The organism is Sanguibacter sp. Z41_6 (genome assembly GCF_059621145.1).
The window spans coordinates 456,503-477,890 of sequence record NZ_JCAQIF010000002.1; the positions used below are offsets into that span (position 1 = coordinate 456,503).

19 protein-coding genes are annotated in these 21,388 nt (G+C 71.3%); 13 read left to right on the forward strand and 6 right to left on the reverse strand.

Going from position 1 to position 21,388, the window contains the following annotated elements; genetic code table 11:
• Positions 1 to 165: 165 nt before the first annotated feature.
• The 8 genes from clsA to AC54T1_RS07105 all read left to right on the forward strand — a co-directional run bounded on the left by clsA (position 166) and on the right by AC54T1_RS07105 (position 5,580).
• Positions 166 to 732 (forward strand): cardiolipin synthase ClsA, encoded by a 567-nt coding sequence (gene clsA, locus AC54T1_RS07070; RefSeq protein WP_484344502.1) that lies wholly within the window; start codon positions 166 to 168, stop codon positions 730 to 732.
• Complete coding sequence (locus tag AC54T1_RS07075; protein WP_496911504.1) at positions 729 to 1,601, forward strand: DUF881 domain-containing protein; 873 nt, start codon at positions 729 to 731, stop codon at positions 1,599 to 1,601. The genes clsA and AC54T1_RS07075 overlap by 4 nt, the downstream gene beginning before the upstream one ends.
• Before the next feature lie 31 nt (positions 1,602 to 1,632).
• A complete protein-coding gene (locus AC54T1_RS07080) occupies positions 1,633 to 1,965 on the forward strand; it encodes a small basic family protein (protein ID WP_484344500.1) in 333 nt (110 codons plus the stop codon).
• Positions 1,962 to 2,693: a DUF881 domain-containing protein gene (locus tag AC54T1_RS07085; protein ID WP_484344499.1), complete on the forward strand. Its 732-nt coding sequence runs from the start codon at positions 1,962 to 1,964 to the stop codon at positions 2,691 to 2,693. Before AC54T1_RS07080 ends, AC54T1_RS07085 begins: the two co-directional genes overlap by 4 nt.
• Positions 2,694 to 2,893: 200 nt before the next feature.
• A complete protein-coding gene (locus tag AC54T1_RS07090) occupies positions 2,894 to 3,388 on the forward strand; it encodes an FHA domain-containing protein (protein WP_484344498.1) in 495 nt (164 codons plus the stop codon).
• Positions 3,389 to 3,453: 65 nt separating this feature from the next.
• Positions 3,454 to 4,212 carry a transcriptional regulator FtsR gene (ftsR, locus tag AC54T1_RS07095; protein WP_484344497.1) on the forward strand — a complete coding sequence of 253 codons (759 nt, stop codon included), beginning with the start codon at positions 3,454 to 3,456 and terminating at the stop codon, positions 4,210 to 4,212.
• Positions 4,213 to 4,243: 31 nt separating this feature from the next.
• Positions 4,244 to 4,729 carry a bifunctional nuclease family protein gene (locus tag AC54T1_RS07100; RefSeq protein WP_484344496.1) on the forward strand — a complete coding sequence of 162 codons (486 nt, stop codon included), beginning with the start codon at positions 4,244 to 4,246 and terminating at the stop codon, positions 4,727 to 4,729.
• A gap of 191 nt (positions 4,730 to 4,920) precedes the next feature.
• A complete protein-coding gene (locus AC54T1_RS07105) occupies positions 4,921 to 5,580 on the forward strand; it encodes a MerR family transcriptional regulator (RefSeq protein WP_484344495.1) in 660 nt (219 codons plus the stop codon).
• A gap of 1 nt (position 5,581) precedes the next feature.
• On the opposite strand, the gene AC54T1_RS07110 is transcribed toward AC54T1_RS07105, so the two are convergent.
• Positions 5,582 to 6,355 (reverse strand): ParA family protein, encoded by a 774-nt coding sequence (locus AC54T1_RS07110; protein ID WP_496911505.1) that lies wholly within the window; start codon positions 6,353 to 6,355, stop codon positions 5,582 to 5,584.
• Between the two features lie 214 nt (positions 6,356 to 6,569).
• On the opposite strand from AC54T1_RS07110, the gene AC54T1_RS07115 reads away from it, so the two are divergent.
• Positions 6,570 to 9,968: a pyruvate carboxylase gene (locus AC54T1_RS07115; protein WP_484344493.1), complete on the forward strand. Its 3,399-nt coding sequence runs from the start codon at positions 6,570 to 6,572 to the stop codon at positions 9,966 to 9,968.
• Positions 9,969 to 10,098: 130 nt separating this feature from the next.
• Positions 10,099 to 10,272: a hypothetical protein gene (locus tag AC54T1_RS07120; RefSeq protein ID WP_484344492.1), complete on the forward strand. Its 174-nt coding sequence runs from the start codon at positions 10,099 to 10,101 to the stop codon at positions 10,270 to 10,272.
• A gap of 113 nt (positions 10,273 to 10,385) precedes the next feature.
• Here AC54T1_RS07120 and AC54T1_RS07125 read toward each other — a convergent pair whose 3' ends face one another.
• The gene (locus AC54T1_RS07125; protein ID WP_496911506.1) at positions 10,386 to 11,642 is read right to left on the reverse strand and encodes a phospholipase D-like domain-containing protein; all 1,257 of its coding nucleotides are present in this window, start codon (positions 11,640 to 11,642) and stop codon (positions 10,386 to 10,388) included.
• 300 nt (positions 11,643 to 11,942) lie between these two features.
• On the opposite strand from AC54T1_RS07125, the gene AC54T1_RS07130 reads away from it, so the two are divergent.
• Positions 11,943 to 14,648, forward strand: coding sequence for a cation-translocating P-type ATPase (locus AC54T1_RS07130; RefSeq protein ID WP_496911507.1), 2,706 nt, complete (start codon positions 11,943 to 11,945; stop codon positions 14,646 to 14,648).
• A gap of 22 nt (positions 14,649 to 14,670) precedes the next feature.
• Here AC54T1_RS07130 and AC54T1_RS07135 read toward each other — a convergent pair whose 3' ends face one another.
• Positions 14,671 to 15,042: an ArsR/SmtB family transcription factor gene (locus tag AC54T1_RS07135; protein WP_496911508.1), complete on the reverse strand. Its 372-nt coding sequence runs from the start codon at positions 15,040 to 15,042 to the stop codon at positions 14,671 to 14,673.
• Positions 15,043 to 15,221: 179 nt separating this feature from the next.
• Here AC54T1_RS07135 and AC54T1_RS07140 point away from each other — a divergent pair, with 179 nt between their 5' ends.
• Both AC54T1_RS07140 and AC54T1_RS07145 read left to right on the forward strand, forming a co-directional pair.
• Entirely contained in the window at positions 15,222 to 15,809 is a 588-nt protein-coding gene (locus AC54T1_RS07140; RefSeq protein WP_484344488.1) for a hypothetical protein, read from the forward strand.
• Positions 15,810 to 16,122: 313 nt separating this feature from the next.
• On the forward strand, positions 16,123 to 16,467 hold the full coding sequence (locus AC54T1_RS07145) for an RNA polymerase-binding protein RbpA (RefSeq protein WP_484344487.1): 345 nt from the start codon (positions 16,123 to 16,125) through the stop codon (positions 16,465 to 16,467).
• A gap of 99 nt (positions 16,468 to 16,566) precedes the next feature.
• Here AC54T1_RS07145 and AC54T1_RS07150 read toward each other — a convergent pair whose 3' ends face one another.
• From AC54T1_RS07150 to AC54T1_RS07160, 3 genes are all read right to left on the reverse strand, one after another.
• On the reverse strand, positions 16,567 to 17,325 hold the full coding sequence (locus AC54T1_RS07150; RefSeq protein WP_484344905.1) for a polyprenol monophosphomannose synthase: 759 nt from the start codon (positions 17,323 to 17,325) through the stop codon (positions 16,567 to 16,569).
• 95 nt (positions 17,326 to 17,420) lie between these two features.
• Positions 17,421 to 19,166: an apolipoprotein N-acyltransferase gene (lnt, locus tag AC54T1_RS07155; RefSeq protein WP_496911509.1), complete on the reverse strand. Its 1,746-nt coding sequence runs from the start codon at positions 19,164 to 19,166 to the stop codon at positions 17,421 to 17,423.
• Positions 19,167 to 19,586: 420 nt separating this feature from the next.
• Positions 19,587 to 21,269 (reverse strand): amidohydrolase, encoded by a 1,683-nt coding sequence (locus AC54T1_RS07160; RefSeq protein ID WP_496911510.1) that lies wholly within the window; start codon positions 21,267 to 21,269, stop codon positions 19,587 to 19,589.
• Positions 21,270 to 21,388 lie beyond the last annotated feature (119 nt).

Here is a 21,388-nt window from a genome sequence, read left to right on the forward strand (position 1 = left end):
CGCGCCCCGTCCCCCGACGCGAGCACCCCCCTGGTGACCTGGAACACAGGCGCGCCACGCACTCCTCGTGCCGCCCCCCGCACGTCCCGGCCTAAGATGGGCGTGATCTCCCCACGGGGGACCGGGACGACAGATGTGAGGTCGGGCGTGGCGCCAGTGCAGCACGTGAGCAGCCGTGTCCTGACAGTCCCGAACGTCATCAGCCTCCTGCGCCTCGCGCTCGTCCCCGTCTTCGCGGTCCTCATCGTCCAGGGGCACGACGTGTGGGCCCTCGTCGTGCTGGCGGTGTCCGGGTTCACGGACTGGCTCGACGGCGTCGCGGCGCGTCGCCTCGATCAGGTGTCGCGGCTCGGGCAGATGCTCGACCCGGCTGCGGACCGCCTCTTCATCCTCGTCACCCTCGTGGCGCTCGCCTGGCGGGACATCGTCCCGGTGTGGCTCGTCGTGGTCATCGTCTCGCGCGACCTTCTCCTGCTCGCGCTGGCGCCGGGGCTCGCCCGTCGCGGGCACGGCCCGCTCCCGGTGAACATCGTCGGCAAGGCCGCGACGTTCGCCCTGCTGTACGCCTTCCCGCTCCTGCTGCTGGCGGAGTCGACCGGCGCGGTGGGCGTCGTCGCGTCCGTGCTGGGATGGGCCTTCGCGCTGTGGGGGGTCGGCCTCTACTGGTATGCGGGCGCGTTGTACGTCCAGCAGGCGCTCCCGCTGCTGCGTGAGCCGGCGATCACGCCGTGAGCGAGCACACCGTGAGCGAGGGACGACGGAGCGCGCAGGAGCCGCAGGGGTCGCGGCCCCCCGTCGACGCGTCGATGACCTTGCTCAACGAGGTCATGCTCCGCCCTCTCGACCCGAGCTACGCGCACGCCGCGCGGCGCCGCGCCCGGGGCGGTGACGCCCCCCGGTCCCGGGCAGCGGCCGCGGGCCTGCTCGCGCTGGCGGTGGTTCTCGGGTTCGCGACAGCCAGCGCTGCCGTCCAGCTCCGCGCACCACAGCCCTCCGTGCTCGCCGCGCGGACCCTGCTCGAGCAGGAGATCGTCGAGCGTCGCACCGAGGTGGAGGCCACGAGCGCGCGCAACGCCCAGCTCCGCGCTGAGATCGACTCGCTGCAGGCCGCCGTGCTCGCCACGCAGGACCCAGAGCTCCTCGAGCTCCTCGAACGCGACGCCCTCGCGACGGGCAGCGTCGCCGTCACAGGGCCGGGACTCACGGTCACGGTCAACGACGGCCCGGACGCCGTCGACGACCCCCGCGGTTACGTCCAGGACCAGGACCTCCAGCAGGTCGTCAACGCGCTCTGGGCCAGCGGCGCCGAGGCCGTTGCCGTCGACGGGCACCGTCTGACGCCGACGACCGCGATCCGCAGCGCTGGCCAGGTCATCCTCGTCGACCTCGTGGGGGTGAGCTCGCCCTACGAGATCACCGCCGTGGGGGACCGCAACGCGCTCGAGACGGGGTATGCGAGGTCGACGGCGGCGACACAGATGGAAGCGTTGCGCGGCGGGTTCGGCATCACGACGAAGGTCTCGCCGAGCGACGAGCTCACTCTTCCTGCGGGCAGCGCGACGGTACTGTTCTACGCACAGGTCGCGGGCGGGGATAATTGACCGTGAATCCGACGTTGCGGGGGAGTGCACAGTGATACCGGTCCTCGGACTGATCATCGGGGTGGCGGTGGGGCTGTTCCTCGAGCCGACCGTCCCGGTCTATCTCCAGCCGTACCTGCCCATCGCTGTGGTCGCTGCCCTGGACGCGCTCTTCGGTGGTCTGCGGGCACTGCTCGACGGTCTGTTCGACGACAAGGTCTTCCTTGTCTCGTTCCTGTCGAACGTCGTCGTCGCTGCCCTCATCGTGTTCCTCGGTGACCAGCTCGGTGTCGGGAGTCAGCTCTCCACGGGCGTCGTCGTGGTCCTGGGCATCCGGATCTTCTCCAACGCGGCCTCGATCCGCCGCCACCTGTTCAAAGCATGACGGGCGAGCCGGAATCCGCATGGCGGCGGCTGCGGGGCGTCCTGCGGCCGCGGGCGAGCCGTGCCCAGATCCTCGCCGCGCTGCTCTGCGCCGTGCTGGGCTTCGCCCTCGTCGTGCAGCTGCGCCAGACGAGCCAGGACGAGTTCGCGAACCTGCGCCAGTCGGACCTCGTGCGGATCCTCGACGACGTGACACGCCGGTCCGAGGAGCTCTCGAAGGAGGCCACGGAGCTGCGCGACACCGAGTTCGAGCTGCGCTCGGGCAGCGACTCCCAGCAGGCAGCTCTTGAGCTCGCCGAGCAGACGGCGATCACGCAGGGCATCTTGTCCGGGCGGCTGCCCGCGCAGGGGCCCGGGATCGAGATCACGATCCGCGAGGACGGCGAGCCGATCCGGGCGGCGCAGCTGTTCAACGTTCTCGAGGAGCTCCGCAACGCGGGCGCGGAGGCCATCGAGGTCAACGGCATCCGCATGGTCACCACGAGCTACTTCGCGGACGCCGGTGACGGCATCGTCATCGACGGCGAGACCGTCGACCAGCCGTACACGTGGTCCGTCATCGGCGATCCTTCCACCCTGGAGCCTGCGGTGGAGATCCCGGGAGGTGCGATGGCGACGATCCGGAGCAAGGGCGGCGAGACACGCATCAAGCAGCGCGAGCAGGTCGAGATCCTGTCCGTGCGCACGCCGGTCGAGCCGGAGTTCGCGACGCCCGTCGAGAACGACTGACGCGCACCGCACCGATCCGTGGCCGCGGCCCGGGCCGTGCTGTCGAGCCGCCCCGCGGCCTGCTGACCAGCCGGTTCGGTGCACAGAGGTCGGCGAGGCGGTTCAGAAAACACCCGATGACGAACTATGGTGGTGCGCAACGGAAGCCGATGGACCGGCGGGTCGATGATGCCCGGCGTGCGAACGTTCTAGGAGGCGGCATGAGGAGCATCAACGACACCCCCGACGAGAGGTCGGCCGCCGCTGGTCCTGGGGCGCCGCACGGGTTCAGCGACACGACCATCAGCTTCGGCACGGCACTGCGGTTCGACGACGCGCCCGGCGTCGGGCTCAGCGCGGAGCAGCAGGCGGCCGTCGCGGCGCTCCCGCCGACCTCCGCGTTGCTCATCATGAACAGTGGCGGGTCGCGGTTCCTGCTCGATGCGGACCGCACCCTTGCGGGTCGCAGCGAGCGTTCGGACATCTTCCTCGACGACGTGACGGTCTCCCGCAAGCACGCGGAGTTCGTCCGCGAGGGCGAGGACTTCGTCGTGCGTGACGTCGGGTCGCTCAACGGGACGTACGTCAACCGCAACCGCATCGAGTCCGTCGTCCTGCACGCGAACGACGAGGTGCAGATCGGCAAGTACCGCATGCGGTACTACCCGAGCCCCCGGTCCCGGTCGGAGTCCGGCCAGGCGCAGGCAGGCCAGTGAGCGCAGCGCGTCCTTCTCGACACGCCGATCTCGTCGCCGCGGTCCGTGAGGAGTCGCGGTCCTCCGTGAGCTCTGAGCCGCGAGCTGCTGACCCGGTGCGTGCGGACGGCGAGCGGGAGACGTGGCCCCAGGGGATCTCACGCACGCCGTCGATGCGCATCTCCGACGTGCTCAACAGCCTCAAGGTCGAGTTCCCCGCGGTGAGCCACTCGAAGCTCCGCTTCCTCGAGGAGCAGGGTCTCGTGCAGCCCGTGCGGACTGCCGCGGGCTACCGGCAGTACAGCGCCGCGGACATCGAGCGGCTTCGATTCGTCCTCGTCGAGCAGCGTGACCGTTACCTCCCCCTCAAGGTCATCAAGGACAAGCTCGCCGCGCTGGACGCGGGGGTCACGGGAAGCGATCAGCCGCTCATCCCGCGCCTGGTGACCCGGGACGGTGAGCCGGCAGCCGTCGTTCCCTCGTCGATGACGCTCGCCACGCTGGCGCACGACGCGGGCGTGGACGTCGGCGTCGTCGAGGAGCTCGTCGACGCGGGCATCCTCCGGCCCGGACCGGACGGTCAGTTCGACGCGTCGGCCCGGCAGGTCGCGGTCCTCGCCGCTGGTCTCGCCGAGCACGGGATCGGGTCCCGGCACCTGCGGTCGTTGCGTTCTGCGGCGGACAGGCAGGTCTCGCTCGTCGACCAGGCCATCGCTCCGTTGCGCGGTCAGCACACGACGTCCGCCCGCGCCCGTGCCTCCGTCACGGCGGCAGAGCTGGGTGAGATGTGCGCCCAGCTGCACACGGCGTGGGTGCGCCAGGGGGTCGCGGACCTCACCACCTGACGGTCGTCCGCTTTGGCCGTACGGTGGAGACATGTCCGACGACGTCCCCATGGTTCCCGTAGACGTGCTGGGAGTGCGCCGTCGTGCAGCCAACGAGGAGATCGTCGTCCTGCTTCTCGACGCGGACGCGGAGCTCGTCGTGCCGATCGTCGTGGGTCCACGCGAGGCCGGGGCGATCGCACTCGGGCAGTCCGGCGTCCCGGCTCCGCGCCCGACGCCGCATGACGTCATCTGTGCGGTCCTCGACGCCGTGGGCGTCACCCTCGACCATGTGGAGATCGTCGCGCTGCACGACGGCATCTTCCATGCCGAGCTCGTGCTGAGCACAGGAGCGCGGATCGACTCTCGCGCCTCGGACGCGATCGCTCTGGCCGTCCGCCAGAATGCCATGGTGCTCTGCTCGGCCGAGGTCGTCGGACTCGTCGGCCTCGAGGTGGTCTCCGATCCCGACGTGGAGGAGCTCGAGAGGTTCCGGGCGTTCCTCGACGGGGTGACTCCGGAAGACTTCACCCCCTGATGAACGCCCGGGTCGAGGCTCCGACGTCGGTGGTGCGACACGCCGGATCCCGCGAGGCCGCGGTCGTTGACCGCGGAGGGGCCGACCCCTAGCGTGTGACCCGCCAACCTCGCTGGCCCGACCGGGCCGCACGAGCACTCCGCACGACCGGTGCTCATCGTTCGCTGGCAGCCCGAGAGCCGCGTGTCACCATGGAGGTAGACGCACGTGCCGCCGGGCGAGTGCCACGGTCCCGTGGTGATGCTTCAGAGGAGGCAAGAGTGAGCGGTAGCGATGACACCGGGTTCCCACGGGGAGCGCGGACGCAGGGCCTGCTCTTCGGTGACGACCTGCCGAACCTCGACGCGTCGATCGGATATCGCGGCCCGACGGCCTGCCGTGCCGCAGGCATCACCTATCGGCAGCTCGACTACTGGGCGCGCACCGGCCTCGTCGAACCGACCGTGCGGACCGCCAGCGGATCCGGCACGCACCGTCTCTACAGCTTCCGCGACATCCTCGTCCTCAAGGTGGTCAAGCGTCTGCTCGACACCGGCGTCTCGCTGCAGCAGATCCGTTCGGCTGTCGTCCACCTGCGGGAACGTGGGGTCGAGGACCTCGCGCAGATCACGCTCATGAGCGATGGTGCGTCGGTGTACGAGTGCACGTCCGCGGACGAGGTCATCGACCTCGTGCAGGGAGGCCAGGGGGTCTTCGGGATCGCCGTCGGCCGCGTGTGGCGAGAGGTCGAGGGGACGCTCGCCTCCCTCCCGCGCGAGCGGCTCGGGGCGGACGGCTCCGTCACCCCGGACACGGTGCCGGGAGCCCCGGACGAGCTCGCGCTGCGTCGCCAGTCGCGCTCGGCGGGCTGACCTACCCCACTCCCATCGCGCGCATCGCCCGGGCGAGGAGCGCGTCGAAGATGGTGGCGAGCTCCGCAGCCGCGTGGCCCGGCCAGTCGTGGATGGCGCGGCCCGCTCCTTGCGACTGCTGCAGCGCGGCGCGCTCGGGGATGGCCGGAGCCAGCACGAGCGGACCGAACATCGTCTCCAGCTCCGCCTGGCGGAAGGCCTGCTCGCTGGAGCGTGCCCGCACCCGGTTGATGACCACGCCCAGCGGCTGCAGGCCGGGTGCTGGTCCCTTGCGCAGGTCGTCGATCGCGTGGAACGCCCGCGACGCCGCCGTCACGGAGAAGAGCCCGGGTTCGGAGACGACGAGGGCACGCTCGCACGCGGTGAGGCCCTGTCGGGTGAGACCCCCCAACGAGGGTGGGCAGTCGACGAGGACGAGGTCGTAGCCGGTGACCGTCGCGAGAGCAGTCGCGAGCCGCCCCGTCCGGTGTCCGTGCGTCGGACCGTCGTGACGGGCAGACTCCGCCGACCCGACGACCACCTCGAGGAGATCGGGTTCCCACGCCGAGGCCGCGAGGGCCGACTCGAGCACGTACCCGGCGGGGTTGTCGAGGACGGCGGCGACGTCCTGCGCAGCGGCCCCCGTCACGCCGAGCGCGAGCGTGCTGTCGGCCTGGGGGTCGAGGTCGACGACGAGCGTGCGATATCCCGCGGCGATCGCGGCGGAGGCCAGGCCGAGCGTCACCGACGTCTTGCCGACGCCTCCCTTGAGACTGCAGACACCGAGGATCGCCACCCGCCGAACCTTAGTGCCTCCATGTGCGCAATCCCACAAGTCCCCGACGACCGATACGTGGATGATCCGAGGAGGAATCTCGCCCGGCGTGGGAAGATCGCAGGCGACTTCCGCGTACGCCACCGTGCGCGGGGCGGCGGGTTCGATGTTGCACCGTCCCGGGCCGGGCGAAGAGGCCGGTCCTGGCCGGACACGACGAGTGATGAGGTGCTGGGTGTTCTCGAAGGTTCTGGTTGCCAACAGGGCAGAGATCGCCGTGCGGGCGTTCCGTGCTGCGTACGAGATGGGGGCGCGGACGGTCGCGGTCTTCCCCAAGGAGGACCGCAATTCCGAGCACCGTCTCAAGGCGGACGAGGCTTATCTCATCGGTGAGGCCGGGCATCCCGTCCGCGCGTACCTCAACATCGAGGAGATCATCCGCGTCGCCAAGGACGCCGGTGCCGACGCCGTCTACCCCGGGTACGGCTTCCTCTCGGAGAACCCGGACCTCGCTCGGGCGTGCGTCGAGGCGGGCCTGACGTTCGTGGGCCCGCCCGCCGAGGTCCTCGAGCTCGCCGGGAACAAGGTTCGAGCCCTGCAGGCCGCCCGTGAGGCCGGGATCCCGGTCCTCGCCTCGAGCAAGCCGTCGGCGGACATCGACGAGCTCATCGCGGCCGCGGACGAGGTGGGTTTCCCCATCTTCGCGAAGGCTGTCGCGGGTGGTGGCGGCCGGGGGATGCGCCGCGTCGACAACCGCGAGGACCTTCCTGCGGCGCTGGCTGCCGCGATGCGCGAGGCCGACAGTGCGTTCGGCGACCCCACGATGTTCCTCGAGGCAGCCGTCCTGCGGCCGCGGCACATCGAGGTGCAGATCCTCGCTGACGGCCAGGGCAACGTCGTCCACCTCTTCGAGCGTGACTGCTCCGTGCAGCGTCGCCACCAGAAGGTCATCGAGATCGCCCCGGCGCCGGACCTCGACCCGGCGATCCGCGACGCGCTGTGCGCGGACGCGGTGAAGTTCGCGAAGTCGATCGGCTACCAGAACGCGGGGACCGTCGAGTTCCTCCTCGACACCGTGGGGGAGCGCGCCGGCCAGCACGTGTTCATCGAGATGAACCCCCGCATCCAGGTGGAGCACACGGTGACCGAGGAGGTCACCGACATCGACCTCGTGTCCTCCCAGATGCGCATCGCGGCGGGGGAGACCCTCGAGGACCTCGGCATCCGTCAGGAGGACGTGCGCGTCAACGGCGCCGCCCTGCAGACCCGGATCACGACGGAGGACCCGTCCAACGGGTTCCGCCCCGACACGGGCCGGATCGTCGCCTACCGCTCCCCGGGCGGCGCCGGTGTGCGCCTCGACGGAGCTACCGCGACCGCTGGTTCGGAGATCTCCGGCCACTTCGACTCGATGCTCGTCAAGCTCACGTGCCGTGGGCGGGACTACCCGACGGCGGTGCGCCGAGCGCGCCGGGCCCTCGCGGAGTTCCGCATCCGAGGCATCCGGACGAACATCCCGTTCCTGCAGGCGGTGCTCGAGGACGCCGAGTTCGTCGCGGGCCACCTGTCCACGTCGTTCATCGACGAGCGTCCGGAGCTGCTCGCCGCGCGGGAGAGCGCGGACCGCGGGACCAAGCTCCTCAACTTCCTCGGTGACGTCACGGTGAACCGTCCGCACGGACCTCTGCCGTCGACGATCGTGCCCCGCGCGAAGCTCCCGACGGCTGACCTCGCGGCCGAGGCTCCAGCCGGCTCGCGCCAGCGTCTCCTCGAGCTCGGGCCGGAGGGCTTCGCACGAGCGCTGCGGGAGCAGACCGCCGTCGCGGTCACGGACACGACGTTCCGCGACGCCCACCAGTCGCTCCTGGCGACGCGTGTGCGCACCTACGACCTCGCCGGCGTCGCGCCGTACGTGGCACACCAGCTGCCGGAGCTCTTCTCGGTCGAGGCCTGGGGTGGCGCGACGTACGACGTCGCGCTGCGCTTCCTCGGCGAGGACCCCTGGGACCGCCTGGCGACGCTCCGCGCCGCGATGCCCAACGTCGCTCTGCAGATGCTGCTGCGCGGTCGCAACACGGTCGGCTACACGCCGTACCCGACGGAGGTGACGGAGGCGTTCGTCCGTGAGGCGGCCGCGACCGGCATCGACATCTTCCGCATCTTCGACGCGCTCAACGACGTCGAGCAGATGCGCCCCGCCATCGAGGCGGTCCGGGCGACCGGGACAGCCGTCGCCGAGGTGGCCCTGTGCTACACCGGCAACCTCCTCGACCCGGACGAGAAGCTCTACACCCTCGACTACTACCTGGATCTCGCGGACCGGATCGTCGCTGCCGGCGCGCACATCCTCGCGATCAAGGACATGGCGGGGCTCCTCCGGCCAGCCGCGGCGACCGCACTCGTCACCGCGCTCCGGGAGCGCTTCGACCTTCCCGTGCACCTGCACACCCACGACACGACCGGTGGCCAGATGGCCACGATCATGGCCGCGGTCGAGGCCGGGGTCGACGCGGTCGACGTCGCGAGCGCTGCGATGGCGGGCACGACGAGCCAGCCGCCGATGTCCGCGCTCGTCGCCGGCCTGGAGCACACCGAGCGTGACACCGGGCTGTCGCTGCGCGCCGTGTGCGACCTCGAGCCGTACTGGGAAGCGGTGCGCAAGCTCTACGCACCGTTCGAGTCCGGGCTCGCAGGACCCACCGGGCGCGTCTACACGCACGAGATCCCCGGGGGACAGCTGTCGAACCTCCGCCAGCAGGCGATCGCGCTGGGACTGGGGGACCAGTTCGAGCAGATCGAGGCCACGTATGCCGCGGCGGACCGGATCCTCGGTCGCCTCGTCAAGGTGACGCCGTCGTCCAAGGTGGTCGGCGACCTCGCGCTCCAGCTCGTGGCACGCGGTGCGGACCCGGCTGACTTCGCCGAGAACCCGCAGGACTACGACATCCCGGACTCTGTCATCGCCTTCCTCGGGGGTGAGCTCGGCGACCCGCCCGGTGGGTGGCCCGAGCCCTTCCGCTCGAAGGCTCTCGCCGGTCGGACGGTGCGCGGCGGTGTCACGCCGCTGTCCGACGAGGATCGCCGCGAGCTCGACGGATCGTCGGAAGCCCGCCGGAACCGGCTCAACCACCTGCTGTTCGCGGGTCCGACCAAGGAGTTCCTCGCGATTCAGGCGGCCTACGGGGACGTGAGCGTGCTCGACACGTCGAGCTACCTCTACGGTCTCCAGGCGGGCGACGAGGTCGAGATCGCTCTCGAGCGCGGCGTGCGTCTGCTTGTCGGGCTCGAAGCCGTGGGGGAGCCTGATGTGCGCGGCATGCGCACGGTGATGTTCACGCTCAACGGCCAGATCCGCCCGATCCAGATCCGCGACCGCAACGCCGAGGTCGACCTCGACGCGGCGGAGAAGGCTGATCCCGGCACGCCGGGCCAGATCGCCGCGCCGTTCGCCGGGGCCGTGACAGCGGTCGTCCAGGAGGGCCAGCGCGTCGAGGCGGGCCAGACGGTCGCGACCGTCGAGGCCATGAAGATGGAGGCAGCGATCACCACCCCGATCGGGGGAGTGGTGCAGCGGCTGGCCATCGGTGCGGTGCAGCAGCTCGAGGGCGGCGACCTCGTGCTCGTCATCGCCTGACGCCCACGGGTGAGCCTCGGGGCACGACCCGTCGGGTCGTGCCCCGAGGCATGTGGGACCGGGTGTCCGTGCAGGTCGCGCGCGTGGGCCGGGGCACCTACGGTGGGGGAGACCGACCGGAGGAGACACGATGACCAGCACACCCGAACTGCCCGACGACGACCGCGCGACGAAGGTCGCCGAGGCGCTCCACGCCCAGCACCCCGAGTTCGACGAGGTCCCGGAGCTCGAGGTCGACGAGACCGTCGCGCCGCGTCCCGAGGAAGCCATCGCCGACGTCGGCCGGCAGGAGCGCCAGGTCTGAGAGGCCAGGCCTGAGAACGCCAGGCCTGAGAACGCCGGGCCTGAGAGCGCCGGACCGCACACAGGACGAGGGACGTGACCTGTCACGTCCCTCGTGCTGTGTGCTGCGAGGGGCTAGAGGAGCGGGCTCAGGGGAGTGAGGACGATCTCTCCGATCTTCGCGAGCGGTGAGCGGCGCTCCCACTCCTCGAGGTCGAGTCGACGGCAGTTCGTGAGGTCGATCTCGAAGATCTGCTCCATCTGGCCGGCGAGGGTCTTGTCGTAGATCGCCATGTTGATCTCGTAGTTGCCCGTGAGGCTCAGGCGGTCGATGTTCGCTGTGCCGATCGTCGTCCACCGGCCGTCCACGGTCGCCGTCTTCGCGTGCACCATCGCGTTGCGGTACAGCCAGATGCTCACGCCGGAGCGCAGGAGCTGGGAGTAGAGACCGCGTGACAGCCAGTCGGTGAGGACGTGGTTGGACGCCTCGGGCATGATGATCCGCACGTCGACGCCACGCTCGGCCGCGGCGGTGATCGCGCGCAGCAGCTCCCGGTCGGGGATGAAGTACGCCTGCGTGAGGTAGATGTGGCTCGTCGCCCGGCGGATGGCCTCGAGGTAGATGTTGCGGATGGGGTAGACGCGCCGCACCGGGGCGTTGCTCGCCGCCTGGAAGTCCGGTTCCCAGTGTGGCGGGACACCGGCGTCGGGGAGCGTCACGGACGTGCGGATGCCCGTGAGGTTCCAGAAGTCGATGAACGCGCTCGCCAGCTCCCACACGACCGGGCCCTCGATGCGCATGTGGGTGTCGCGCCACTGCGTCGCGTACAGCGACCCGATGTTGTAGCCGCCGACGAACCCGACCCGGCCGTCGACGACGAGGATCTTGCGGTGGTCGCGGCCGGTGTGCTTGAGGTTCCCCAGCAGCACCTTCGGGCGGACGACGGGGAAGCGCAGAACCTCGATCTCCGGCGGGAACTCGTAGAAGGAACGGGGGACGACGAGGTTCGCGAAGCCGTCGTAGACGAGGTAGACCCGGACGCCGCGCTGGGACGCGGCGATGAGGGCGTCCTTGAAGCGTCGACCCATCGGGTCGCTCTTCCAGATGTACGTCTCGAGGAAGATGTAGTCCTCGGCGCCGTCGATCGCGCGGAGCATCTCCTCGTACAGCTCCACACCGAAGGTGTAGACGGTCGTCGTCGACTCGCCGATGACGGCGTCCACGGGCTTGGCGTGCGGGAAGATCGCCTTGCGCGAGTGCTTGCGCTTCGTCCAGTGGTCGATGGCGACGATCGCCGATGCGGCCACGACCGGCACGACGGCGTAGGCGATGAGCGTGCGTTTGATGGTCGAGCGCACGAACGCGACGGCGCTGTTCTCTGCGGAGGTCACATGAGGGACCTTAGTCGGCGCGCGGCGCCGCGAAGGAGCGGACACGAGGAGTCTGGCCGTCGGCTGCTTCGTCACGCGGGCGGGGCGCTGTCGGCTCTGTAGCCCGTCGGGGGACGTCCTCGCCCTCGCAGATGTAGGCGGAATGTCATAACGTACCTTATCGGCGACGGAGAAGCATCGCAGAAGGGGTCGACGCGCCAGACCGCCGGGGTCCGGTCATGCTGGACAGAACGGACACTCGCTGCGCCTCGCAGCTCGTGCCGACCGCGGTGCTCCGGCGAGCGAGAGGACGGTCCAGCGATGGACGAGGATGTCGATGCGGCACAGGCGACGCTGCCGGCGCCCTGGGCGGTGCCCGTCCCTGACGTGCTCGCGGCGCTCGACGTCGGCACCGGCGGGTTGACCGACGCCGAGGCGGTCCGCCGTCGGGCGGTCGCCGGGGCCAACCGCCTGCCGCCGCCACCACGGCGCCCCTGGTGGCGCGCCGTCGCCGACCAGTTCCGCGACGTCCTCATCTACGTGCTGCTCGTCTCGGCCGTCCTCAAGGCCGTGCTCGGGCAGTGGGTGGACTTCTGGGTGATCCTCGCCGTGACCGTGATCAATGCCGTCGTGGGCCTCGTCCAGGAGGGTCGCGCGCGCAAGGCACTCGACGCCATCTCGACGATGCTCCCCCGCACCGCCGACGTGCTGCGTGACGGCACCTGGGTGCGCGTCGATGCCGCCGAGCTCGTCCCCGGCGACCGCGTCCGCATCCGCTCGGGTGACGGGGTCCCGGCCGACCTGCGCCTCGTCGAGGTGACCCGGCTCCAGATGGACGAGTCCGCGCTGACGGGCGAGTCCGTCCCCACGACCAAGTCCGTCGACGCCGTGCACCGTGAGACGGAGCTCGGCGACCGCACGGACATGGCGTTCTCCAGCACCCTCGTCACGACAGGCACTGGTGTCGGCGTCGTCACCGCCACCGGGCCGAGGACGGAGATCGGCCAGATCCAGGCGATGGTCGCCGAGGCCGAGCCCCTCACGACTCCCCTGGCACGAGCCCTTGACCGCTTCGGCAAGCAGCTCGCTCTCGCCATCCTCGTGCTCGCCGTCGTCATGGTGGCCGTCGGGTGGTTCGTGCACGGGTGGTCCATCGAGGACCTCGTGAGCTCCTCCATCGGGTTCGCGGTCGCCGCCGTCCCCGAGGGCCTCCCGGCGCTCGTGACGATCACCCTCGCGCTCGGTGTGCAGCAGATGGCACGTCGGAAGGCGATCACCCGCAAGCTGCCGGCGATCGAGACCCTGGGGGCCGTGACGACGATCTGCTCGGACAAGACCGGCACCCTCACGCAGAACGAGATGACGGCCCGCACGGTCCGCACCGCCGCCGAGGAGCTGGCCGTCACCGGGACCGGCTACGCGGACGAGGGACAGGTCCTCGGGCCCGACGGCGCAGCTGTCACAGCCGCCGACAGGCGCGACCTGCGGGCCCTCGCGGAAGTCATGGCGCTGTGCAACGACGCCCACGTCACCCAGGACGAGACCGGGCGGTGGCGCCTGTCGGGGACGCCGACGGAGGGAGCCGTGCGGGTGCTCGCGCACAAGGCCGGGTTCGCCGACACCGGGTGGGTGCGACGGGCGGTCCTGCCGTTCGAGTCCGACACGAAGTACATGGCCGTCCTCGTCGAGGACCCGCACGGCGCCGCGCACCTGCTCGTCAAAGGTGCCCCGGACAGGATCCTCGACCGCTGCACGTACCAGACCGACGCCGACGGACGCCCCGTCCCGGTGGACAGAGACCTGTGGTTGCGGCAGATCGAGACGATCGGGGCGCGCGGGTTGCGGGTCCTCGCCGGGGCGCGCGGTGCCCCGGCCAGCGGTGCCGGTCCGCTCACCGACGCCGAGGTCGGCGGGGACCTCGAGCTCGTGGGCTTCGTCGGCATCGCCGACCCGCCCCGGCCCGAGGCCGTGGTCGCAGTGGCGCAGTGCCAGGACGCCGGCGTGGACGTCATGATGATCACCGGCGACCACGCCGACACGGCGGTGGCGATCGGCCGCGAGATGGGCATCGTGCGTCCCGGCACGACCGTGCTCACCGGGGCCGAGCTCGACGCGATGAGCGACCGGGAGCTCGAGGAGGTCGTCCCCCGGACAGCCGTCTTCGCGCGCACGAGCCCCACCCACAAGGTGCGCATCGTGCGGAGCCTGCAGCGTCACGGGCAGGTCGTCGCGATGACCGGTGACGGCGTCAACGACGCTGCGGCGCTGACCCAGGCCGACGTCGGGGTCGCGATGGGCATCAAGGGCACCGAGGCGACCAAGGAGGCTGCCGACGTGGTGCTCGCGGACGACAACTTCGCGACGATCGAGCGCGCGGTGGAAGAAGGACGGCGGATCTACGACAACATCCGCAAGTCCGTCCTGTTCCTCCTCCCGGCCAACGGTGCGCAGTCGCTCGTCATCTTCGTCGCGGTGCTCTTCGGCCTCACGCTCCCCCTCCAGCCCGTGCAGGTCCTGTGGATCAACATGGCGGCAGGGATCACGCTCTCGCTCGCGCTCGCGAACGAGCCGGCCGAGGAGGGACTCATGGCCCGACCACCGCGCGATGCGGCCGCTCCCCTGCTCGACGGCACGATGTTCCGGCGCATCGCTGTCGCGTCCGTCCTCGTCGGTGCGGCTGCGTTCGGTCTGTTCTACTGGCAGACGAACCACGGCGTCGCCCTCGCGGAGGCGCGCACCGCGGCCGTGACCATGCTCGCGGTCGGGCAGATGGCCTACTTGTTCTCGTGCCGGTTCCTCGACCGCTCGAGCCTCACCGTCGACGTCCTGCGCGGCAACAGGTCCGTGTGGTGGGCGTGCCTCGCACTGCTCGCGCTGCAGCTCGCTTTCGTCTACCTGCCGGTCATGCACGACCTCTTCGGCACAGCGCCCCTCGGCATCGGCCAGTGGATGATGATCGTCGCCCTCGCGTTCGTCGTCTTCGTCCTCGTCGAGGCGTCGAAGCCCTTGGTACGACGGCGCACCTGACGGTCGGCGGAGCGTCGCGGTGCTACGTCGGGTCGGTGGCGGCTGGCTCGTTCGACGTCCATGCCTCGTCGGCATCCTTGAGGTGCTGGCCCAGCGCACCGAGTGCGCCCGGGACGAGCGAGAACACCGACCACACACCGCGCTTCTCGCGCGTGAGCAGCCCTGAGTCGGTGAGGATCTTCAGGTGGTGGGAGACGGTCGGCTGACGCAGACCGGTGGGCTCCGTGAGGTCGAGGACGGTCGCCTCACCGTTCTCGTGCGCCGCGACGAGCGACAGCAGTCGCAGCCGGGTCGGCTCCCCCAGCGCCCGGAACATGCGTGCCAGCGCGACCTCGCCGCTGGGCCGCGCGATGTCGGGTTGCCCCGGAGTGGATGGTTCGCCTGTCCTGGGCATGTGTCTCTTCCCCTGTGTGCTGCCGCGCTCGATGCACAAAGCATAGACGACCATCGATGCTGCGCGTGGCGCGGTTTCTCCGGGATTCTCGCGGACGAGGCCCTGTGGATCGCGGGGCCGGTCCACCGCTGACCGCCAGTCGCCACATCGCCCGGCACCACGCCTGCAGGATCGCGGCCATGACGACGACCTCCGCAGGCTCGAGCCACGACCATGACGACGACCGTGTGCGCCGCGCGGCCGACCCCGACCGCTCCCGAGCCACAGCCCCCGACCCGTTCGAGCTCCACGCGCTCCTCGACGGACCGCTCGAGGTCCTGTCCGCCCGGCACGCGCCCGCCGAACCCGGCTCGCGGCTCACGACGGACGCAGCGATCCTCGACCACCTCGTGGGTCTCGTCGGCCCCGAGGCCGCGGGCCCACCCGCGTTGTGGGTCGGTTTCCTGGGTGACGACGAGCGGGTGCTCCCTGTCGCGATCCCCCTCGAGGACCTCCCCGTCCTCCCGGACCGCGACGCGGTCGACACCATCGAGCAGCTCGTGCGCACCGTCGTCCGGGACAACTTCCCCGGCGCTCGGACGCTCGTGGCGATCGTCCGGGCAGACGGAGGCGACTACGGCGCGTTCGAGCGACGTTGGGCCACCGCCCTCTGGGCTGCTGCGGACGCCACGGGGTGGTCTCTGAGGTCCGTCGTCGCCGTCGGTGAGGGGCGGGCGCGGACCCTGGACCGTGCGCGGTGCCGCTCGGTCCGAGGTCCGACCGGCTGAGGCCCGTCTGCGGCGGCCCGCAGGTGCGCTCGCCCCGTCGCTCGTCGGCCGAACGCGGTACAGTGGTGCGGTTGCCCACCCGCTTCCGCAGCCAGGCTCACGAGGTCTGTGCACGCCCGCCCGCTCCGCCTCTCGGATGCGGTCCCGCGCGTCAGCCAGCATCGTGACGACAGCGACGCGTTCACGAGACCTTCACCACACCGTGGAACAGGGTGCGGCCGCACGACGTTGAAGACAGCAGGACGCATCACCCTCACGACCGCCGGCACACCGGCCCCGGTCGAGCAGTACCGCAGACAACTTGGAGGACCCTATGGCCGACCGATCCTTGCGTGGGATGAGCATTGGCGCCAAGAGCATGGAGTCGGACGAGGGCGTCGACTTCGCTCCCCGGTTCCAGGCTCACTACGACTGCCCCAACGGCCACACGGTCATCCTCCCCTTCTCCACCGAGGCCGAGGTCCCCGTCGTCTGGGAGTGCCGCTGCGGCGAGGAGGCGCTCCTGCGGGATGCCGACCGCCCCGAGCCGAAGTCGGGCAAGGCTCCTCGCACGCACTGGGACATGCTGCTCGAGCGCCGCACGATGAAGGAGCTCGAGGACCTGCTCGATGAGCGCCTCGCCCTCCTGCGTGCGGGAAAGCTGCGCCGCAGCGCGTGAACCGCCGACAGATGCCCCGGACCACGACGGTCCGGGGCATCTGTGCGTCTCCGGCACCCTGACGGTCGAGCGGGTGCGACGTGCGGACTGGTGCGGTGGTCAGCGCGGAGCCCGCGACCGGCTCGCGCCCGCCGCGGCCCGTCCCAGCAGTCGTCGCAGTGACCGCGTCCGAGCGGTGACACCCCAGGCGGTGACCTTCCACAGGGCTTCCGTGACGATGTCGCGACTCATCTTCGACTCCCCTGCCGTGCGCTCGACGAACGTGATCGGCACCTCGACGATCCGCCCGCCTGCTTGCGCGACGCGCCACGCCATGTCGACCTGGAAGCAGTACCCCTGGGAGGCGACGTCGGACAGCGGGAGCGAGCGCAGCGTGCTCGCGCGGTAGGCACGGAAGCCGCCGGTCGCGTCGCCGAGGGGCAGCCCGAGGGCCCACCGCACGTACGTGTTGCCCCCTCGCGAGAGCCACTCCCGGCGGGCCGGCCAGTTGAGGACGTCTCCCCCGGGCACCCAGCGCGATCCCAGGACGAGGTCCGGCGGGTCGACCGCGTCGAGGGGTTCGAGCAGTCGGGCGAGGTCCTCGGGGCGGTGCGAGCCGTCCGCGTCCATCTCGACCACGACGTCGTAGTCGCGGTCGAGCGCCCAGGCGAACCCCGCGAGGTACGCAGCCCCGAGTCCGTCCTTGCCCGCCCGGTGCAGCGCGTGCAGGTGGGGGTCGGTGGCCCGCAGCGACTCGACGAGCTGCCCGGTCCCGTCGGGACTGGCGTCGTCGACGACGAGGACGTCGAGCGTCGGGGCGTGCTCGCGCAGGCCTGCGAGGGTCGTGGGCAGCGTGAGTCGCTCGTTGTAGGTGGGCATGACCACGAGGGCTCGTCGACGGTTCGCGGGCGCTGACGCCGTGGGCCCGGGGTCGGGCTCGGGCGACGCGGGACGGTTCTCCGGCACCGACGACATCACGACTTCGGCGCAGGTCGTGCGCGCCCTGTCTGACCCGCACCGGTGCGCTTCGTGCTTCGCGGTCGGGCTCCCCGACCAGCCGTGGAGCCCGCTGACGCGCGGCCAGTCGATCGCTGTGCGGGTACCGCGGGTCGCGCGCGTCCCGTGCCGACCGCCGCCGCGCGACCACGCGGGGTGGTGCTGCGTCCTGTCGTCCGGGCAGCCGCGTCCGGCCGGGGCCGCTGGACGATCGCGGCGACGAGCAGGGCGACCGCTGCGCCGAGGACCGCCCAGGCGGGCCACGGGCCGAGGGCGACGGCCGGGGTGATGCTCGTACGCAGGGCCACGGAGTCGACCATCTGCTCTGCGGTGAAGTGGCCCGTCCGAGCGATGGTCGCGCCGTTGGGAGCGATGATCGCGCTCACGCCGACGGTCGAGATCTGCACCGTCGTGCGGCCCGTCTCGATCGCACGGAGCCGGGACATCGCCAGCTGCTGGGTCGACTCGTCGGTGGGGCCGAACGAGGCGTTGTTCGTCGGGACCACGAGCATCTCCGCGCCCGCGGCCACGGCGTCGCGGACGAGGCCGTCGTAGGCGACCTCGAAGCAGATGACGTCGCCGATGACCACCGTGCGTCCGAGCCGCGGTGCCTCGAGCTCGACGATGCCGACCTCCTGGCCCGCGACCATGTCGGTCTGGACGAGGTCGACGGCGGAGGAGAACGGGCGGACGAGCTCGCGGATGGGGATGTACTCCGCGAAGGGCGCGGGGTGCTGCTTGGCGTAGCGGTCCACGACCCCGACGCCCGGCTCCCACAGGAGCGAGACGTTGTAGCGGCCGCCGGACTCGGGGTACTCCTGCGCTCCGACGAGGATCGGTGCGCCCACGGCCTGGGCGGCACCGTCGATCGCGGCAGCGGCGGCTGCGTCGACCTGCGGGTCGATGTCGGTGCCGTTCTCGGGCCAGAGCACGACGTCGAGGTCGCCCTGCTCGACGCCGTCGAGCAGGGCGTGGGTGCCCTGCACATGGTTGTTCAGCACCTCGCGACGCTCGGCGAAGGCGTCGAGGCCCTCTCCGGCGACGTTCCCCTGGACGGCGCCGACGCGCAGCGTCCCGTTCTCGGCTCGTGTCTCGAGCGGCACGAGGAACCCCACGCCGATGATGACTGCGGCAGCCGTGGCGCAGGTCCCGACCTCGAAGGGGTCGAGCCGTCGGATTCCGAGGATGGCGAGCGCGAGGAGCACGCCGGCCGCGGCCACGGCGAGCGAGACGAGCGGGGTCCCGGCGAGCCACGCGAGGCGTCCGACCGGAGACTCGGACTGGGAGAACGCCAGGCGCCCCCACGGGAACCCACCGAAGGGCACGAGCGAGCGCGTGAGCTCGGCGGCGACCCAGAGCACGGCGAAGGCGACGACGTGCGCCGCGTGGTTGCGTGACACGAGCGGGATGCGTCGGACGAACGTCCACGCGAGACCCACGAGCCCGACGAAGGCGGCCTCGGCCGTGCTCAGCGCCACCCACGGGACGTCGCCCACGGCGAACTGCGCCCATCGGATGTGCGGGAGGAAGAACGCGAGCCCCCACACGAACCCGACGAGGAAGTTCCACGCCGGTGCGTCGCGTCGCACGGCGAGGTAGAAGAGCGCGACTCCTGCGACGGCGGCGATCCAGATGCCGGCGTCCGGGAAGGCGAGGTCGGTGAGGAGCCCGCCGGCGACGGCGAGCAGCAGAGCCAGCCATCGAGGGAGGGGACCGGGAAGCACCCGTGCAGATTACGTCACGGCGCTGGTCGTCTGCTGTGACGGCAGGGTTCGGAGAGCAGGTGTCCGGGTTCCGGTGCCGTGGGCCACGGCACCCTCCTCGTCGTGCGCGCAGCTGGCGGTCCGCGTGTCCTTCGTGCCGACGTCGCGCGAGCGCGACATACGTTTTCTACTGAACACGCGGACCAACCAGTGCTGCGCACGGGAGCTGCTTCCGCCGCGCCCGTGACCCGTGGGGCACGTTCATGAACCTACTCGCACAGGTCGCCATCGTGTCAAACGACGAAATGTGCAGGTCAGGGGCTTTCTGGCTGGTCAGAGCCTGGTCGCCACCTGTGATCTACCTCACCCGGAGCGGGTGAAAAAGTGCGACACGCCGGGTGAAGTACGTGCCCCCGGGCGTGTCCGGGAGCAGGTGCCCCGTCAGTCGAACGTGTCGTAGATCGGCACCCCGTCACGCACCGTCTGCAGGCACGTGGGTCGGGGTGCGTCGGGGCCGAGGTCCGGGAGCAGCGGTGTGCCCGACCGGGCGTCGGTGCTCCACGAGGACACCGCGGCGGAGCCGCTCTGCACGACGACGTGCTGGGCCCGCCAGACCGCGAGGTGCGCCGGGCTGCCGACCCGCAGCTCCCCGGCACCGGTGTGGTCGAGCCCGGCTGCCCGCCAGGCCCCGCGTGTCGACGCGCGGAACGCGGCGCGTGCGGAGATCCGCTGCGCGGGGTCGTGGTGGTGGACGGCGGCACGCACGGGCTCCCACGGGTCCGACGTCGTCACGGGTGCGTCGGAGCCGAACGCCATGGGGATCCCCGCCGACGCCAGGGTCGCGAAGCGGTTCATCCCTGCGGCGCGCTCCCCCACCCGCTCGGCGTACATCCCGTGCGGTCCACCCCACCGGGCGTCGAACGCGGGCTGCAGGCTGAGCCGGACGCCGAGATCGACGAGCGTGGCCAGCTGGCTGTCGTCGAACATCTCGACGTGCTCGAGGCGCACCCCGATCCGCCGCATCGCACTGCGGGCGGCGGCCGACGTCGCGGCGGCGGCCCGCAGCCCGTCGAGGGTGACGTCCAGGGCGCGGTCGCCGATGACGTGGAACCCGGGCTGGACGCCGACGCCCGTGGCGGCCAGGACGTGGTCGCGGATCTCGTCCGCCGTGAGCAGGAGACTCCCGGTCGTGTCCGGGGCGTCGCTGTAGGGGGCGCGCAGGGCTGCCGTACGGGCCCCCAGGGAGCCGTCGACGCAGAGGTCTCCCCCGAGGCCGGTGAGGCCCGGCACGGCCGCCAGCAGGGCCTGTGCGTCCTCGGTCGTGCGGCACAGCTCGCCGCGGTAGCCCACGACGAGCGGGAAGCCGCTCGCGGGGTCGGCGGTCATCTCGAGCAGCGTCGCCAACCCGTCCCGCGTGTCGATGCCGGGGGCGCTGTTCTCGTGCACGGCGACGACCCCGCTCCGGGCGAGGTGCCGCAGCTCCGCTGCGTACATGGCGGCGCGGCGCTGCTCACCGACGCGGCGGGCGAGGGCCCGCGCCGCCTCGTTCGCGGCGAGGGTGACGTACCCGTCGTCGTGCCACCCGGTGAGGTCGCGCAGACCGCCGAGGTCCGCCAGGCGTGAGGAGACGACGGCGCAGTGCACGTCCACGCGACCCGCGTACACGGCTGCGCCCCCGGTGAGCACGTCGAGCTCGGCGGCGGTCGGACGGCGGGCGTCCGCCCAGTGCGACTCGTCCCAGCCGTGGGCGAGGAGCACACCGTGGTCACCGTCCGGGCCGCCGGTCGGTGCCGTGCCGGCCCGCGGGACTCCCCCGGCGTCGACCCGTGCGCGGTCCGCGATCGCCTCGAGGGCGAGCTGACGCGTCGCACCGGCGCCGGTCACGGACAGGTCGACGCTCTGCCGTGCGAACGCGGACTCGAGCACGTGGACGTGAGCGTCGACAAAGCCCGGCGCCACGAGGGCACCGGCGAGGTCGATGACGCGGTCCGCCTGCGCGGCGTGCCCCTCGGCGGTGTCCTCCGCGCCCATCCAGGCCACGACCCCGTCGACGACGAGCAGCGCCTCGGCGAAGGGGTCGGACGGGGAGTGGATGATGCCGTTGCGGTAGAGAGTCGAGGTCACGCGAGCACGATATGCCACGGGGCTGTGCCCGAGCCGCCACCGCGGCTGTGCCCGAGCCGCCACCGGGACCCGTGGTCGAACACTGCGGCTGTGCTCGAACCGCCACCGCGCCTGTGCGC

Excerpts from the sequence above, each read along its gene's own strand:
- AC54T1_RS07120 (WP_484344492.1), top strand. The coding sequence starts at position 10,099 with ATGACCAGCACACCCGAACTGCCCGACGACGACCGCGCGACGAAGGTC.
- AC54T1_RS07130 (WP_496911507.1), top strand. The coding sequence starts at position 11,943 with ATGGACGAGGATGTCGATGCGGCACAGGCGACGCTGCCGGCGCCCTGG.
- AC54T1_RS07105 (WP_484344495.1), top strand. The coding sequence starts at position 4,921 with ATGGAGGTAGACGCACGTGCCGCCGGGCGAGTGCCACGGTCCCGTGGT.
- AC54T1_RS07140 (WP_484344488.1), top strand. The coding sequence starts at position 15,222 with ATGACGACGACCTCCGCAGGCTCGAGCCACGACCATGACGACGACCGT.
- AC54T1_RS07135 (WP_496911508.1), bottom strand. The coding sequence starts at position 15,042 with ATGCCCAGGACAGGCGAACCATCCACTCCGGGGCAACCCGACATCGCG.
- AC54T1_RS07150 (WP_484344905.1), bottom strand. The coding sequence starts at position 17,325 with ATGCCCACCTACAACGAGCGACTCACGCTGCCCACGACCCTCGCAGGC.
- AC54T1_RS07145 (WP_484344487.1), top strand. The coding sequence starts at position 16,123 with ATGGCCGACCGATCCTTGCGTGGGATGAGCATTGGCGCCAAGAGCATG.
- AC54T1_RS07085 (WP_484344499.1), top strand. The coding sequence starts at position 1,962 with ATGACGGGCGAGCCGGAATCCGCATGGCGGCGGCTGCGGGGCGTCCTG.
- AC54T1_RS07090 (WP_484344498.1), top strand. The coding sequence starts at position 2,894 with ATGAGGAGCATCAACGACACCCCCGACGAGAGGTCGGCCGCCGCTGGT.
- AC54T1_RS07100 (WP_484344496.1), top strand. The coding sequence starts at position 4,244 with ATGTCCGACGACGTCCCCATGGTTCCCGTAGACGTGCTGGGAGTGCGC.